Origin of the sequence: Pseudomonas sp. AS2.8, assembly GCF_014190935.1 — a bacterium.
In the GTDB taxonomy this organism is placed as follows: Bacteria; Pseudomonadota; Gammaproteobacteria; order Pseudomonadales; family Pseudomonadaceae; genus Chryseomonas.
Genome location: NZ_JACHVV010000003.1, coordinates 348,245 through 364,005 on the forward strand (window position 1 = coordinate 348,245; position 15,761 = coordinate 364,005).

Annotated in this window: 15 protein-coding genes; 9 read left to right on the top strand and 6 right to left on the bottom strand. The window is 67.8% G+C overall.

Annotation, left to right across the window (positions count from 1 at the left end; translation table 11 throughout):
* The first annotated feature begins 75 nt into the window (after positions 1–75).
* The 3 genes from FHR73_RS14030 to ubiA are packed head-to-tail and all read left to right on the top strand — an operon-like array spanning position 76 to position 2,209.
* Entirely contained in the window at positions 76–645 is a 570-nt protein-coding gene (locus FHR73_RS14030) for a DUF2780 domain-containing protein (RefSeq protein WP_183632067.1), read from the top strand.
* Entirely contained in the window at positions 629–1,231 is a 603-nt protein-coding gene (locus tag FHR73_RS14035; RefSeq protein WP_183632068.1) for a chorismate lyase, read from the top strand. Before FHR73_RS14030 ends, FHR73_RS14035 begins: the two co-directional genes overlap by 17 nt.
* A gap of 30 nt (positions 1,232–1,261) precedes the next feature.
* Positions 1,262–2,209, top strand: coding sequence for a 4-hydroxybenzoate octaprenyltransferase (ubiA, locus tag FHR73_RS14040; protein WP_221191547.1), 948 nt, complete (start codon positions 1,262–1,264; stop codon positions 2,207–2,209).
* Here ubiA and FHR73_RS14045 read toward each other — a convergent pair.
* The gene (locus FHR73_RS14045; protein ID WP_183632069.1) at positions 2,194–3,183 is read right to left on the bottom strand and encodes a DMT family transporter; all 990 of its coding nucleotides are present in this window, start codon (positions 3,181–3,183) and stop codon (positions 2,194–2,196) included. The two genes, ubiA and FHR73_RS14045, sit on opposite strands and share 16 nt — an antisense overlap.
* Before the next feature lie 243 nt (positions 3,184–3,426).
* The gene (locus FHR73_RS14050; protein ID WP_064307142.1) at positions 3,427–4,380 is read right to left on the bottom strand and encodes a LysR family transcriptional regulator; all 954 of its coding nucleotides are present in this window, start codon (positions 4,378–4,380) and stop codon (positions 3,427–3,429) included.
* Between the two features lie 269 nt (positions 4,381–4,649).
* Here FHR73_RS14050 and FHR73_RS14055 point away from each other — a divergent pair, with 269 nt between their 5' ends.
* From FHR73_RS14055 to FHR73_RS14070, 4 genes are read left to right on the top strand one after another with little or no spacing between them, the layout of a single operon-like run.
* Positions 4,650–6,152 carry an efflux transporter outer membrane subunit gene (locus FHR73_RS14055; RefSeq protein ID WP_311630019.1) on the top strand — a complete coding sequence of 501 codons (1,503 nt, stop codon included), beginning with the start codon at positions 4,650–4,652 and terminating at the stop codon, positions 6,150–6,152.
* The gene (locus FHR73_RS14060) at positions 6,149–8,305 is read left to right on the top strand and encodes an FUSC family protein (RefSeq protein ID WP_183632070.1); all 2,157 of its coding nucleotides are present in this window, start codon (positions 6,149–6,151) and stop codon (positions 8,303–8,305) included. The genes FHR73_RS14055 and FHR73_RS14060 overlap by 4 nt, the downstream gene beginning before the upstream one ends.
* A complete protein-coding gene (locus FHR73_RS14065; protein WP_007160208.1) occupies positions 8,295–8,495 on the top strand; it encodes a DUF1656 domain-containing protein in 201 nt (66 codons plus the stop codon). The genes FHR73_RS14060 and FHR73_RS14065 overlap by 11 nt, the downstream gene beginning before the upstream one ends.
* Positions 8,496–8,505: 10 nt before the next feature.
* Entirely contained in the window at positions 8,506–9,405 is a 900-nt protein-coding gene (locus tag FHR73_RS14070; RefSeq protein WP_183632071.1) for an HlyD family secretion protein, read from the top strand.
* 316 nt (positions 9,406–9,721) lie between these two features.
* Here the strand turns inward: FHR73_RS14070 and FHR73_RS14075 are convergent, their stop codons facing one another.
* From FHR73_RS14075 to FHR73_RS14085, 3 genes are read right to left on the bottom strand one after another with little or no spacing between them, the layout of a single operon-like run.
* A complete protein-coding gene (locus FHR73_RS14075) occupies positions 9,722–9,883 on the bottom strand; it encodes a DUF1328 domain-containing protein (RefSeq protein ID WP_007160206.1) in 162 nt (53 codons plus the stop codon).
* Positions 9,884–9,912: 29 nt separating this feature from the next.
* Positions 9,913–10,134, bottom strand: coding sequence for a hypothetical protein (locus tag FHR73_RS14080; protein ID WP_183632073.1), 222 nt, complete (start codon positions 10,132–10,134; stop codon positions 9,913–9,915).
* A 10-nt stretch (positions 10,135–10,144) separates the two neighbouring features.
* On the bottom strand, positions 10,145–10,399 hold the full coding sequence (locus FHR73_RS14085) for a hypothetical protein (protein WP_183632075.1): 255 nt from the start codon (positions 10,397–10,399) through the stop codon (positions 10,145–10,147).
* 441 nt (positions 10,400–10,840) lie between these two features.
* Here FHR73_RS14085 and algB point away from each other — a divergent pair, with 441 nt between their 5' ends.
* Positions 10,841–12,190 (top strand): sigma-54-dependent response regulator transcription factor AlgB, encoded by a 1,350-nt coding sequence (gene algB, locus FHR73_RS14090; RefSeq protein ID WP_133860284.1) that lies wholly within the window; start codon positions 10,841–10,843, stop codon positions 12,188–12,190.
* Positions 12,187–13,977, top strand: coding sequence for an ATP-binding protein (locus FHR73_RS14095; RefSeq protein WP_183632077.1), 1,791 nt, complete (start codon positions 12,187–12,189; stop codon positions 13,975–13,977). The genes algB and FHR73_RS14095 overlap by 4 nt, the downstream gene beginning before the upstream one ends.
* A 296-nt stretch (positions 13,978–14,273) precedes the next feature.
* Here the strand turns inward: FHR73_RS14095 and FHR73_RS14100 are convergent, their stop codons facing one another.
* Complete coding sequence (locus FHR73_RS14100) at positions 14,274–15,746, bottom strand: FGGY family carbohydrate kinase (RefSeq protein ID WP_183632079.1); 1,473 nt, start codon at positions 15,744–15,746, stop codon at positions 14,274–14,276.
* Between the last annotated feature and the right edge of the window lie 15 nt (positions 15,747–15,761).

The following is a 15,761-nucleotide window of genomic DNA, read 5'->3' on the forward strand; positions in this document are numbered from 1 at the left end:
GGGACACCGTTCAGTCTGTGGTCATCGCCGTCGGGTTATCCTCTGACCTTTCACGCAACCCGCTGGAGTCCGCCCATGCGTCTGTCCGTTCTCGCCCTGCCGCTGGTGCTCGCCGCCAGCCCGGTGTTCGCCTTCAACCTCAACGACGCCGTCAACGCCTACAACAGCGCCAACGGCAACAACAACGCCAAGGCCACCGCCGCCGCCGCGGCCACGCCCCAGGCCCAGGGCCTGCTGCAGGCGCTGACCAGCCAGCTCAACGTCACCCCGCAACAGGCGGTGGGCGGCACCGGTGCCCTGCTCGGCCTGGCCAAAAATCAGCTGGTGGGCAACGACTATCGCCAGCTGGCCAAGGCCGTGCCGGGACTGGATCAGCTGGCTGGCGCCAATGCCACCGGCGGCCTGGCGCAACTGGGCGGCCTGGGCAGTCTGCTCGGCGGCGGTGGTCAGGACGCCAAGCAGAGTCCGCTGGGCAGCCTGCTGGGCAATGTCGACAGCCGCCAGGACGTCGACAAGACCTTCAACGCCCTGGGCATGAACAGCGGCATGACCGGCCAGTTCGCCCAGGTGATCCTCGGCTATCTCGGCAAGCAAGGCACCCAGCCCTCCCTGCTGAGCACCCTGGGCAATGTCTGGGGCCTGTGACGGCGCCCCGCGCTGGCTGACCCAGGCAGCGGCGCGCGCTGAGCCGGACTGCGCCACGGCGCCGCTCGGCTGGCTCTATGCGGACCGCGGCTCCCTCACCCAGCGCCTGACCGCCCTCAGCGAGGGGCGCTTCGCCGTCGAGGTGATCGACGAGGGTTGGCAAGCGCTGCGCCCGGACGAGTGCCAGGCGCTCGAGGTACCGCCGGCCAGCCCCGGCTGGGTGCGCGAGGTCTGGCTGCGCGGTGGCGGCGAGGCCTGGGTCTTCGCCCGCAGCGTGGCGGCGCGCGAGGCTCTGGAAGCGGCGGATTTCGACCTGGCGGCGCTGGGCGAGCGCCCCCTCGGCCACTGGCTGTTCCAGGCGCCGGCCTTTGTCCGCGGGCCGCTGGCGGCGTGCCGCTATCCGCTGGCCTGGCTGCCCGCAGGGGCGGCCAGCACGCCCTGCTGGGCGCGGCGCTCGGTGTTCCGGCGCGGTCCCCTGGCGATCCTGGTGGGCGAGGTCTTCCTGCCGGCCTTCTGGCCCCACGCCCGACGCGAGGGCGAGCCGGATCATCACGACGGCAGCGGCGAAATCGCAGGGCCCCTATAATCGCCGGGCCCTTCGCCATGCAGCCGTCCGATGAAAAAGAACGCCTCCCGCCTCCGTGATCGCCGCCCCGCCGCGCCCCGCGGCCCCGAGCCCAGCGCCCGGGTGATCGCCACGCGCCCCCGTCGCGAGCGCATCCGCGACTTCGTCCAACTGACCCGGCTGGACCGCCCCATCGGCATCTACCTGCTGCTCTGGCCCACCCTCTGGGCGCTGTGGATCGCTGCCGAGGGCGTGCCGAGCCTGAAGAATCTGCTGATCTTCGTGCTCGGCGTGGTGCTGATGAGATCGGCCGGCTGTGTGATCAACGACTTCGCCGATCGCAATTTCGACGGCCACGTCGCCCGCACCAAGAATCGCCCCCTGGCCACCGGGCGCATCTCGCCCAAGGAAGCCCTGCTGTTCTTTGCCGTGCTGGTACTGCTCAGCTTCGGCCTGGTGCTCTGCACCAATGCCACCACCGTCTGGCTGTCCTTTGGCGCCCTCGGCGTGGCCGCGCTCTATCCCTTCATGAAGAGATACACCTACTACCCCCAGGCGGTACTGGGCGCGGCCTTTTCCTGGGGCATGCCCATGGCGTTCACCGCCGAGACCGGCGAGTTGCCGGCGGCGGCCTGGCTGCTGTTCGTCGCCAACGTGATCTGGACGGTGGGCTACGACACCTACTACGCCATGGCCGACCGCGAAGACGATCTCAAGATCGGGGTAAAATCCACCGCCATCCTGTTCGGCGACGCCGACCGGGTGATCATCGCCACCCTGCAGGGCCTGACCCTGTTCTGCCTGGCGCTGGCCGGCGGCCGCTTCGGCCTGGGCCTGCCCTTCTACCTGGGCCTGCTGGTGGCGGCCGGCTGCTTCGCCTGGGAATTCCACGTTACCCGCGACCGTGACCCGCTGGTGTGCTTCAAGGCCTTCCTGCACAACCACTGGGCGGGTCTGGCGATCCTCGTCGGGATCATCGCCGATTACGGACTGCGCTGAGCCGGAGCGCCCGCGGCGGCATCGGCCACCACCTCCGGCAGCGCCTCAGGTTGCGCCGCCGGCACCGCCCGGGCCTTCTTGGCCCTGGACGCCTTGCGGCTCTGCTGCCAGGCCACCGCCAGGCCACTGGCGCAGATGATGAGGATGCCGATCAGCGCACCACTGTCCGGCACGTGGCCGAAGACGAAATAGCCGATGATGCCGGCGGTGACGATCTGGCCGTAGCTAAAGGGTGCCAGCAGCGCCGGCGGCGCATAGCGGAAGGCCTGGGTCAGCAGTAGGTGGCCGGACATGCCGAAGAGGCCGAGCAGCGCCAGCATGAAGCCATGGGTCAGGGTCGGGATCTCCCAGAAGAAGGGCACCACGCTGCTCAGCACCAGGGTATTGATGATGCCGGTGAGGAAGTTGCTGGTGGTGGGGCTGTCGATGCCGCTGAGCAGACGCGTCAGCAGCTGGTAGAGGCCGAAGCACACCGCCGAGCAGACCGGCAGCAGCACCGCCGGGGTGAACAGCTGGCCACCCGGCCGCACGATGACCAGCACCCCGATGAAGCCGGCCAGCACCGCCGCCCACTGGCTGCGGGTCACAGTTTCCTTGAGCAGCGGCACCGACAGCGCAGTCACCATCAGCGGGGCGAGAAAGTTGACCGCGGTGGCCTCGGCCATGGGCAGGTAGCGCAGCCCGGTGGTGAAGAACAGGCTGCAACCGATCAGGCACAGCGCCCTGAGCACCTGCAGCCCCGGCCGCTTGGTGCGGATCACCGCCAGCCCTGAGCGTGGAATGAAGATGCCCATCATCAGCAGGGTGTGGGAGAGGTAGCGGGCCCAGACCACCATGACCACCGGATAGAAACCGGACAGGTACTTGGAGAGGGCATCGTGGGAGGCGAACAGCCAGACCGCGAGGCAGATCAGGGCGATGCCCTTGAGCGGCTGGTCGGCGAATCTCAGAGTGGGTCCTGCTGGGGCGCTCATTGGACTCCCGTGGCGCTGACGGCGGTCCCTGACCGCCTGCATGATCCGGCCGTCCTGCACGGCGGTCCGTCGGCGTGACCGCCGACTCGGGACATGGACCTCGACGATAGCGGAGCGTGCCGTCGAGCAGCCGTCCTGTCGCCCTCAGGACCGCGATACCGGGCGATATTTCAATAGCTTACTAACTATGACCCGGCATGCAGCCCGGTCTCCTCCGAGCTTAGTCCAAGCGCCCCGCCGATCTCAATGCGATTGTCCGACGACTTCGCTGACGGCCCGCACGAAGGCCTCGTCCGCTTCCAGCGCCCCGGGGATCTGTTCGCGCAGATAGGCCACCCAGGTGCGGATCTTGGCATCCAGGTACTGCCGCGAGGCATAGAGCGCATAGGCGTTGAGTCGCTGCAGGCGATAGGCCGGGAGCACCCGCACCAGGCTGCCGTCGCGCAGGCCGTCCACCGCCGAATAGAGCGGCAGCACGCCGATGCCCAGCCCCTGGCGCAGGGCCTCGGTCATGGCGTCGCCGACGTTGACCTGGAAGGGGGTCTCGCCGATGCGATAGGTTTCCGGACCATTAGGTCCGTCGAACTGCCAGCGGTCGAAGGACACCACCGGGCTGATGAATCTCAGGCAGGCGTGGTTGGCCAATTCCGCCGGCGTCTGCGGCTGGCCGTGCTCCTGCAGGTAGGCAGGCGAGGCGCAGAGGATGCTGTAGGTGTGGCCGATCTGCTGAGAGACGAAGCCGGAATCGGGTAGCTCGGCCGCCACCACGATGGCCAGGTCGAAGCCCTCCTCGAGCAGATCGGGGATGCGGTTGGCCATGGTCAGGTCGAAGCGTACCTCGGGGTGCAGGGCGCGATAGCCGGCGATGGCGCGGATCACGTAGTGCTGACCGATGCCGGTCATGCTGTGCACCCGCAGTCGCCCTTCGGGCCGCGCCTGGGCGTGCCCGGCCTCGGCTTCGGCTTCCTCGACATAGGCGAGGATTTGCTCGCAGCGCGCCAGGTAGCGCTGGCCGGCTTCGGTCAGGGCGATGCGCCTCGTGGTGCGGTGCAGCAGGCGGGTGCGCAGGTGGGTTTCCAGATGGGCAACCGCCCTGGAGACGTGGGCCGTGGTGGTCTGCAGCGTCTGGGCCGCGCCGGTGAAGCTGCCGCTTTCCACCACGGCGACGAAAACGCGCATGTTATGCAGGGTGTCCATGCCGCCTCGACAGTCGGGAAAAGCGTCATTCTCCATATTATTTCAGTATGTGAAACAAAGATTCGCGGGTTGGCGCGCTAATCGACCACCCCGGAATTTTATAGAATCGTTAGCAGCCTAATGGTAACGTCCGCTGACCTCCCGGTTCACGGCCGTCCTCTACGGGCGTCTCCTACAGGCGCCCTCTTCAATTCCAGCTCATCTCGCCGACCGCGCTGCGCTGTCTCATGTCAGACGCGGGTATGGCCCTGTTGCCAACGGACCCCCACGTGTCGCCTTTCTCTAACAGAGCCTGGCCTGCGCTCACGGTGGTCGCCCTCGCGACCCTGCTGGCCGGCTGTATCGGTACCGGTCACAACGCGCCCCGGGCGCAGCGCCTCGACGACCAGGCGCTGGCCACCGACGCCGCCATCCAGGCTGCTGCCAGCCAGGCCGCCTGGCCCGAGCGGCAATGGTGGCGCGCCTACGGCGATCCCCAGCTGGATGCCTGGATCGGCGGCGCCCTGGCCGACAATCCGCGCCTGGCCACGGCTGCCGCCCGAGTGCGCCGCGCCGAGTCCCTGGCCGGCCTGGCCGAATCCCGCGAAGCCCTGCAGGTCGAGGGCAAGGGTGCCTTCAAGCGCTACAGCTGGCCCACCGACGGCTTCTATGGCCCGGGCGAACTGGCCGATCGCACCACCTGGAACAACAATGCCGAACTGGGCCTGAGCTATGCCCTGGACTTCTGGGGCCGCGAGCGTGACGCCAGCGCCCAGGCCCTAGACCAGGCCCACCAGGCCGCCGCCGAGGTGCGCGCGGCCGAGCTGGAGTTGACCGGCAACATCGTCCGCAGCTACATCGGCTTCGCCCTGCACCACGATCAGCGCGACATCCTTGCCGCCACCCTGGAGCAGCAGCGGCACCTGGCCGACCTGGCCCAGCGCCAGCTGGACGGTGGCCTCGGCACCCAGTTCGAGGTCAGCCAGGCGCGCGCCCTGCTGCCCGAGACCGAACGCCAGCTGGAAGCCCTGGACGAGACCCTGGCGCTGGATCGCAACCAGCTCGCCGCCCTGGCCGGCAAGGGCCCGGGTGCCGGTGCCCGCCTGCAGCGCCCGCGCCTGACCCTGGGCGCGGCGCCGCGCCTGCCCAGCGCCCTGCCGCTGGAGCTGGTCGGCAAGCGCCCCGACGTGGTGGCGCGCCGCTGGCAGATCGCCGCGGCGGCCAAGGGCGTGGACGTCGCCCGCGCCAGCTTCTATCCCAACATCGACCTGGTGGCCAACGTCGGCCAGTTCCTGACCCTGGGTCGCCTCAGCGAGATGCTGACCCACGCCAAGACCGGCTCCTTCATCGGCCCGGCGTTCTCTCTGCCGATCTATGACGGCGGCGCCCTGCGCAGTCGCCTCGGCGCGGAGTCGGCGGCCTACGACGTGGCCGTCAGCGCCTACAACCAGACCCTCATCGACGCCCTCAAGGACATCTCCGACGCCCTGATCAAGGCCGACTCGGCGGCCCGGCAGGCCACCCTCGCCGACCAGGCCAGCCAGGAGGCCCAGCGCACCTACGACATCGCCCGCGAGGCCTTTCGCCGCGGCCTGACCGACTACCTGCACGTGCTCGACGCCCAGACCCGACTGTTCGCCCAGCAACGCGTCACCGCCCAGGTGCATGCCCTGCGCCTGGCCGCCCAGGCCGCGGCCCTGGTCGCCCTCGGCGGCGGCGCGGACCTCGAACGCGGCCCGGGTGACCATGACCTGGTGCCGGCGCGCGTGGCCGTCGAGCGAGCGCCCCGGTGAGTGCCGGCACCGCCACCGGCGCGCCGCTGCGCCAGGCCCTCGGCGCCTGGGCGCGCAGCGACGGCAGCCTCTGGCTCTACCAGGCCAAGATGCTGCTCGCCGCCAGCCTGACCCTCTGGCTGGCCATGCGCCTGCAACTGCCGCACCCCAGCTCGGCGGTGATCACCGTGTTCATCGTCATGCAGCCACAGAGTGGCCAGGTATTGGCCAAGAGCTTCTACCGGGTCATGGGTACGTTGCTGGGACTGGCGGTGATGCTGGTGCTGATCGCCCTGTTCGCCCAGGAACGGGTGCCCTTCCTGATCTTCCTGGCGCTATGGATCGGCCTCTGCGTGGCCGGTTCGGCGCGCTACCGGGACTTTCGCAGCTATGCCTGCATGCTGGCCGGCTACACCGCCGCGCTGATCGGCATTCCCGCGGCCCTGAATGCCGACACCGCCTTCATGTCGGCGGTGATGCGGGTCCTGGCCATCACCCTGGGCGTGCTCTGCAGCGGCGCGGTGAGCGCGGCGGTCTTTCCGCAGACCAGCGCCACGGCCATGCGCGCGACCCTCTATCGGCGCATGGGTGGCTTCGCCGGACTGGCCGCCGACGTCCTGCGCGGTCGTCTCGACCGTGCCACCCTGGAGGCCGCCGGCGTACGCCTGGCCGCCGAGGCGGTGGGGCTGGAAAGCCTGCGCAGCGCCTCGGCCTTCGAAGACCCGCACATGCGCATGCGCAGCGGGCGCCTGGCCCGGCTGAATGCCGAATTCATGGGCCTGACCACCCGCCTGCATGCCCTCAGCCGCCTGTTGATGCGCCTGCGCGAGCGCGACGCCCAGCTCCCACTGGCGGCCCTCGAACGCCTCTGGGCGCCGCTGCTGGAGCTGTTCGAGGAATGGCGCGGCCAGGCGCTCACCGAACGCGCGGCCCTGGCGGCGGCGGCGCGCCTGGAACAGCTGCACCAGGGCCTGCGGCCGCGCATTCGCGCCCTGCGTGCCGAGCTGCCGCCCTTGAGCGAAACCGACCGGCGCGACGTCGAGACCGCCGTGGAGCTGCTCTTTCGCTTCACCGGCGAATGGCACGGCTATCTGCAGACCCACGCCTCCCTGGCGGCGCCGCGCCACAGTCGCGAACAGTGGAAGCCGCGCTTCGTGGCCAAGGCCAATGCCCTGGGTGCGGCGGTCACCGGTATCCGCAGCGCCTTTCTGGTGCTGGTGCTGGGCGCCTTCTGGATCGCCAGCGCCTATCCCAGCGGCGGCATGCTGGCGCTCAACGCCGCGGCCGTCTCGGCGCTAGCCTCGGCCTCGCCCGATCCCAAGCGCACCGCCCTGCAGATGGCCGTCGGCGCCAGTGGCGGCGTGGTGCTGGGCTTCTTCCTGACCTTCTTCGTCTTTCCCTGGATCACCGGTCTGCCGCTGCTGCTGCTGACCCTGGCACCGGTGTTCATGCTCGGCACCTGGATCTCCCTGCGCCCGGGCTGGATGGGCTATGGCCTGGGTTGCCTGGTGTTCTTCTGCTTCACCTCGATTCCCGACAATCCGCCGGTCTACGACGCCTACGCCTTCATCAACAACGGCATCGCCGTGGTCCTGTCGATGGTGATCACGGCGGCGGTCTCGGCGGTGCTGCTGCCACCCAACAGCCCCTGGCTGTGGCGCCGGCTGGAGCGTGACCTGCGTCAGCAACTGGTGCGAGCGGTGAGCGCGCCGCTGCCGCACCTGGCGCCGGCCTTCGAGGGCCAGACCCGCGACCTGCTCAACCAGGCCTATGGCGTCAGCGCCGGACGCGGCGAGGCGCAGCGGCGCCTAATCGGCTGGGCCTTCGCGGTGCTGGAGATCGGTCATGCGGTGATCGAACTGCGTCAGTTGCAGGCCCGCCTGCCCGCGGCCCCGCGCTATGCCGAGCGCAGCGCCTGGCGCCAGGCCATCCGGGTGCTCGGACGCGCCCTGATGCGCCTCTTCCTCAAGCCCGGCGCGGAACATCTGCGGCGGGCGCTGGTAGCGGTGGACGCGGCTCTGGCGGCCGTGGCGACCGTGACCGAACCGCCGGAACTGCCCTATGACGAGTCGCCGCTGCGCCAGGTACAGAGCGACCTGCATTTTATTCGCAGCGCCCTGCTCGATCCCCAGGGGCCTCTGGCCCGCTATCACGAGATCTCCCATGCCCCGTGAAATCGCCTTCCACGGCCTCTACCTGCCCACCGTGACGGTGCTGTTCCTGGTCGCCGCCCTGCTCGCCTGGGCGCTGGACCGGGTGCTCGCCGCGGTCGGCCTCTATCACGTCGTCTGGCATCCGGCGCTGCTGCGCCTGGCCCTGTTCATCTGCCTCTACTGCGCCCTGGCGCTGTGCGTCTATCGCTAGGACTCCTGCCATGATCCTCAAGAAACTTTTCGGCGTGCTCTTTACCCTGCTGGTGGTCTGCCTGGCGCTGATCCTCGGGCGCCTGCTCTGGGTGCACTACATGAACGACCCCTGGACCCGCGATGGCCGGGTGCGCGCCGAGGTCATCACCATCGCGCCCGATGTCGCCGGCCTGGTGACCGAGATCGCCGTGCGCGACAACCAGTGGGTCAACAAGGGCGACCTGCTGCTGCAGATCGATCCGGAGCACTACGAGATCGCCGTGCATCAGGCCGAGGCCTCGGTCGCCGCGCGCAAGGCCACCCTGGCTATGCGCCAGCAGAACGCCCGCCGCCGTGCCGACATCGACAGCCTGGTGGTTTCCCGCGAGAACCGCGAAGACGCCAGCAGCGCCGCCCTGGCCGCCGAGGCCGATCTACGCCAGGCCCAGGCCCAGCTGGAATCGGCGCGCCTCAACCTCAAGCGTACCCGGGTATTAGCCCCCGTCGACGGCTACGTCACCAACCTCTCGGTGTTCAGAGGCGACTACGCCGCCGCGGGCGCGCCCAAGCTGGCCGTCATCGACGCCCATTCGTTCTGGGTCTATGGCTACTTCGAAGAAACCAAGCTGCCCCATGTGCAGGTGGGGGCGGCGGCCAAGATGCGGCTGATGAGCGGCCAGACGTTGCAGGGGCACGTGGAAAGCATCGCCCGCGGCATCTACGACCGCGACAATCCCCAGAGTCGTGAACTCACCGCCGACGTGAATCCCACCTTCAACTGGGTCCGTCTGGCCCAGCGGGTACCGGTGCGCATCGCCCTGGATCCGTTGCCCGAAGGCCTGCTGCTGGCGGCGGGCACCACCTGCACGGTGGTACTGGAAGACGTTCGCGGCGAACGCTCCTGGTGGGACGCCTTCTGGCAGGGGTGAGCCATGCCCGACCACCAGACTTTCCACTGCGCCAAAACGACAACACCCCTGACACCGGCAGGTTTCGCTTGAGACGAAACCGGTCGAATTCAGGGGTGTGGTCGTATCCAGCCCAGTCCGCCGCGAGTGCGAAAGTACTCCCTGTACTCTTGGAACCCTCCCTAACTGCAGAGCGTCCCGACCATGTGGCCCTTGCGTCCCGGATCAGGAGACGACTTCGAGGTTGCCCATTGAATCGGCTTAAAGCTGCAATTCGATGACAGAGCCTCAGCTGCCGGTCATCACGACCGGCAGCTTGTTTTTCATGAGGCTGGCGTCAGGGACGACGACGGCCCATGAAGAACGACACCACGAACAGCACCAGGAAAAGCACGAACAGGATCTTGGCGATACTGGTGGCGGTACCGGCGATGCCACCGAAACCCAGGACGCCTGCGATGATCGCGATGATCAGGAAAGTGATAGCCCAGCTCAGCATGGTGTTTCTCCTATGTATTACAAGTGCACTCAGCGGACGACAGCACCTGTCCAGCGAGCAGTGGTTTTATTAGCGAAATCCTGGGTATCCAGACTCGCCATCCGTGGTTCCACAGCGGTCAGATCGAGATCCAGACCGTTGAGGTTGTGCGTCTGATTGAGCGCACGACCCATTATCAAAGCACTGAGCAACATCCCGATCACGACCGCCGCTGCAGCGAACAACACAATCATCAGCAGCATCCACAACATGGTCATGACCTCAGAATACCCAGCGGGTCTGCTTTACCAGACGGTCACCGTTGGACTGTGCCGGGATGGCTTTGAGTTCCCCACGACCTTGACTTGCCAACGGCTTGGCTGCGGGCACCATGGCCTGGGCAGCAACGCGGGTGGATGCGATGAGGGCCTGTTCGCGGCTGACGTCCTGGCCCTGGGGGGCAGCGACGGCGGCGCTGGCGAAGCAAGCGAAGAGCGCAGTACCTACCAAGTGCTTGCGAAGGGTCTGGCTGATCATCGGGTATCTCCTGCAATCCGTTGGCCCTGAGGCCGGCTTGCCAAGGAGATTGCAGACTGCGTGCCAGCTTTTCGAAAACAGTTTTTTCCTTAAAAAACAGTAGCTTATGGTTTTCGCTAGTATCCGCCACACTTGCACCTTGCAAGGTGCAACGCCTGAAGCATTGCGTTTTGCATGATGGCCAGGAGCTGATTGGGACGTCCGGATCCGGATGGCTGCCAGGCGCAACGGCAAAAGACGGGTTAAAAGCCTTCCCCGACTCCATGAAAACGGTCTTTTTCCAGCGTTCGCCTTTCGGGGTTGCGATCTGCACGATGCCCGTAACGCGTCAGTGGTTGGCCCGATGGTCCTGCGGATTGCAACTTGCACGATGTATCATGGACTAACTGCCAGCCCTGTCCTTTAGCGCGTTTCGGCCCTTCGGCCTGGAGTTTTGCCGTCATGGAACAAACCAGCGGTCGCATCCTGCTCGTGGACGACGAAGCCGCCATCCTGCGTACCTTCCGCTTCTGTCTGGAAGACGCCGGCTACAGCGTCGCCACGGCCAATAGCGCGGCCCAGGCCGAAGCCCTACTCTTGCGCCAGGTCTACGACCTCTGCTTTCTCGATCTGCGCCTGGGCGCGGACAACGGTCTGGACGTCCTGCAGCAGATGCGTATCCAGGCCCCCTGGATGCGTGTGGTGATCGTCACCGCCCACTCGGCCATCGACACCGCGGTGGACGCTATGCAGGCCGGCGCCGCCGACTACCTGGTGAAACCCTGCAGTCCCGACCAGTTGCGCATGGCTGCGGCCAAGCAGCTGGAGTTCCGCCAGCTCTCGGCGCGCCTGGAGGCGCTCGAAGGCGAGGTACGCAAATCCAGCGCCGGTCTCGATTCGCGCAGTCCGACGATGATGAGCATCCTGGAGACCGCCCGACAGGTCGCCACCACCGATGCCAACGTGCTGATCCTCGGCGAGTCCGGATCCGGAAAGGGCGAACTGGCCCGGGCCATCCACGCCTGGAGTCGCCGTGCGAAAAAGACCTTCGTCACCATCAACTGCCCCTCGCTGTCCGCCGACCTGATGGAAAGCGAGATGTTCGGCCATACCCGCGGCGCCTTTACCGGGGCCAGCGAGAGCACCCTCGGCCGGGTCAGCCAGGCCGACGGCGGCACCCTTTTCCTCGACGAGATCGGCGACTTCCCCCTGGCCCTGCAGCCCAAGCTCTTGCGCTTCATCCAGGATAAGGAATACGAGCGTGTCGGCGATCCGGTGACCCGCCGCGCCGACGTGCGCATCCTCGCCGCCACCAACCGCAACCTGGAACAGATGGTGGCGGAAAACGAATTCCGCGAAGACCTGCTCTATCGCCTCAACGTCATCGTGCTCAACCTGCCGCCGCTGCGCGAGCGCAAGGAAGACATCGTCGATCTCGCCGAGCGCTTCCTCGCCCGCTTCGTCAAGGACTACAACAGACCCGCCCACGGCTTCAGCGAGGCGGCCCTGGACGCCCTGCGCAACTACGGCTGGCCGGGCAACGTCCGCGAGCTGCGCAACGTCATCGAACGCGCGAGCATCATCTGCGGCCAGGACTTGGTGGACGTCAATCACCTGGGTCTGGGTGACAGCCCGGCTACCAGCGGCGCCGCCAGCGCACCGCGGGTCGGCGAGGCCCTGAGCCTGGAAGCCCTGGAGCGCGCCCACATCGCCGCGGTGATGGCCACCAGCGAGACCCTCGACCAGGCCGCCAAGACGCTGGGCATCGACGCCTCCACGCTCTATCGAAAACGCAAGCAGTACGGGCTATGAAGCTGCCGATCAAGTTGCACACCCGCCTCTTCCTCAGCATTTCCGCCCTGATCGCCGTGGCCCTCATCGGCCTGCTGGTCGGCCTGGTCAGCGTCCTCCACCTGGCCCGCGAGCAGAGCGTCCAGACCCGCAGCAATCTGGACTTCATCAACCTGACGCTGAACATGCGCCAGGAGCTGAGCAACAGCCTGTTCCAGATGCTCGACGGGGCACCCAACCCCCAATCGCTGGCCGCGGCCCAGCAGCGTTTCCAGGAGTATTTGCAACAGGTCGAAGGCCAGATGCGCAATCCCGAGCAGCTGGCCATCCTGGAAGACGTCAAGCAGCGCTACCAGCGCTTTTCCAACTACCTGAGCTCACCCCCGGCGGGCTATGGCGAGCTGCGCGCCGATCGCGGCTTCCAGCAAAACCTCAACGCACTGCGCACGCGCATCTACGATCTGCAGCGCAGCTATGTGGTGACCCTGGAGCGCATGCAGGACGAGGCCCATGACCGGGCGGTGATCATCGCCCTGCTGCTGGCGCTGATCGGCGTAGCCATCCTGGTCACCGGGGTGGTCACCGCCAACGGCATCGCCCGGCGCTTCACCGGGCCCATCGACGGTCTGGCCAAGGCCGCCGAACGCATCAGCCAGGGCAACTTCGACGTCCAGCTGCCGACCTCGCAGATCGCCGAATTCACCCTCCTCAGCCGCCGCTTCGGCAACATGGCCCAGGCCCTGCACCGCCTCAGCCAGACCAATGTCGAGGCGCTGGTGGCCGGGCAGCGGCGCCTGCAGGCGGTGCTCGACAGCATCGACTACGGCCTGGTGATCCTTGATCCCCAGGGCAACATCGAGCACGCCAATCCGGTGGCCTGCCGCCAGCTGGGCTGGAACGAGAATCACCTGGGCGAATCCCTGATCGCGGCCCTGGAACGCCCGGAAATCGAGGCCAGCGTGCAGCGGGTCCTGGCCGGTGGCGCCCTCGATGCGGCGCCCGAAGACCTGGAGATCCGCGTCGACGACGAGGTGCGGCTGCTGGCCTGGAGTCTGACCCCGGTCAATCACGCCGATGGCCGCAGCGTCGGTGCGCTCATGGTGCTGCGCGACGTCACCGAGCAGCGCGCCTTCGACCGGGTACGCAACGAATTCGTCCTGCGTGCCTCCCACGAATTGCGCACCCCGGTCACCGGCATGCACATGGCCTTCGGTCTGTTACGGGAGCGCCTCAAGGTGGCGCCGGAATCCCGCGAGGCCTTTCTGCTGCAGACGGTGGACGAGGAAACCCATCGCCTGGTGCAGCTGATCAACGACCTGCTGGACTACTCCCGTCACCAGAGCGGCCTGCAGCGCCCGGAAAAGCTGCCGAGCGAGATCGGCGACCTGCTAGAAGCGGCCCGCGTCCGCCATGCCGACGAGGCCCGCGAGCGCGATGTCGAGCTGGCCGTGGAGTTGCTGCACACGCCGCTGCCACGGGTCAGCCTGGATCCCAAGCAACTGGCCCGGGTGTTCGACAACCTGCTGAGCAATGCCCTGCGCCATACCCCGGCGGGCGGCCGTATCGTCATCCAGGCCATGCGCCAGAACGAGCAGCTGCTGATGGCGGTGCAGGACAATGGCGAGGGCATCGCCTACGCCCAGCAGGGCCGGGTGTTCGAGCCCTTCGTGCAGATCGGCAGCCAGAAGGGCGGCGCCGGCCTGGGTCTGGCCCTGTGCAAGGAAATCATCCGCCAGCACGGTGGCCGCATCGGCGTGGTCTCCCGCCCCGGTCAGGGCACCCAGATCTTCATGACCTTGCCGACCTGAGTCAGGCGACACGGCGCCGCCGTAGGTTGGGTTGAGCGCAGCGAAGCCCAACGGTGCCCAGATCGAATCCCTGTTGTTGGGCTTCGACGATGGCGCCGTCTCAACCCAACCTACGGGCTAGCCCCCTCTCCCTCGGGGAGGGTGCGGTATCTCGTCACGATGCCCCCAGTAGAAAAGGCTGCGCCGTTTTCCACGCTACGGTGCTCGTAGGTTGGGTTGAGCGCAGCGAAGCCCAACGATTGAATCCACGTTGTTGGGCTTCGACGATGGCGCCCTCTCAACCCAACCTACGGACCTTACAGCAGCGTCCGCGCCAGCGCCTGGCGCCAGCCGGCGTAGAGTTCCGGCACGGCAGTGGCGCGGGGTTCGTAGCGGCGGCGTGGCCGTTCAAGGTCGGCCAGGGCCGCGGCGTCCTGCCACCAGCCAAGGGCGTAGCCGGCCAGGTGCGCGGCGCCCAGCGCCGAGACCTCCGGCGACAGGCTGCAGATCACCGGCCGCTGCAGGAGATCAGCCTGGAACTGAAGCAGCCATTCGTTGCGCGTGGCGCCGCCATCCACCCAGAGTTCGTCCAGGGGCGTCGGACTGTCCTGCTGCATGGCGTCGAAGACGTCGCGAATCTGGTAGGCGATGGCCTCCAGGGACGCGCGCATCAGGTGCGCCCGGCCGCAGTTCTCGGTCAGGCCGCAGAACAGTCCGCGCGCCTCGGCCCGCCAGTGCGGCGCACCCAGGCCACCCAGCGCCGGGACGAAATAGACGCCACCGTTGTCCGGCAGCGCCGCGGCTTCGGCGGCCAGGGCCTCCAGCTCGCCGGCCCCGCCCAGCAGGCGCGCCGTCCAGCCCACGGCGGCGCCGGTGTGGACGATGTTGCCTTCCAGGGCAAAGGTCGGCGTATCCCCCAGGCGCCAGGCCAGGGTGGTGGCCAGGCCATGGGCGGACACCACCGGCTCGGCGATGGGCGTCATCAGTGAGGAACCGGTTCCTAAGGTGGCCTTGACCTTGCCGGGGACGAAACCGCCCTGGCCGAACAGCGCCGCATGGGAGTCGCCGATCATCGCCAGGATCGGCAAACCCGCCGGCAGCGGACCCTGGGCACGGGTCTCGCCGAAGCAGCCGGCACTGGGGCGGATCTCCGGCAGCGCCGCCCGAGGAATATCGAATAGATCCAGCAGCCGCGGATCCCAGTCGCCCCCGCGCAGGTCGAGCAACTGGGTCCGGGCGGCGTTGGCCGCGTCGATGAGAAAGCTCGTGCCGCCGCTGAGTTGCCAGAGCAGCCAGCTGTCCACGGTGCCCAGGCAGATCTCGCCGGCGGCGGCGCGAGCCGTGCCGTCGGGGATCTGGTCGAGCAGCCAGCGCCATTTACCGGCGGAAAACATCGGGTCCAGCGCCAGGCCACTGCGCTCGCGGATCAGCTCGCCATGACCGGCGGCGTGCAAGGCTTCGCACTGCGGCTGGGACCTCTTGCACTGCCAGCTCACCAGCGGACCGAGCAACTGGCCGCTGCTGCGCTCCCAGGCCAGGGCGGATTCGCGCTGGTTGCTGATGGCGATGGCCGCCAGGGGCGCGTCCGCCTGGGCCAGGCAGTCGCCGATGGCGCCCTGCAGGGCCTGCCAGATGGCCAGGGGATCCTGCTCGGCATAGCCCGCCTGCGGATGCTGGACGGTCAGCGGCCGGGACCCGCGGGCCACGACCCGACCGGCGCGATCCACCAGGATCGCCTTGGCATTGGTGGTGCCCTCGTCGAGGGCGAGGATCAGCGGTTCGGCGGCCATGGCAGCTCCTGTTGT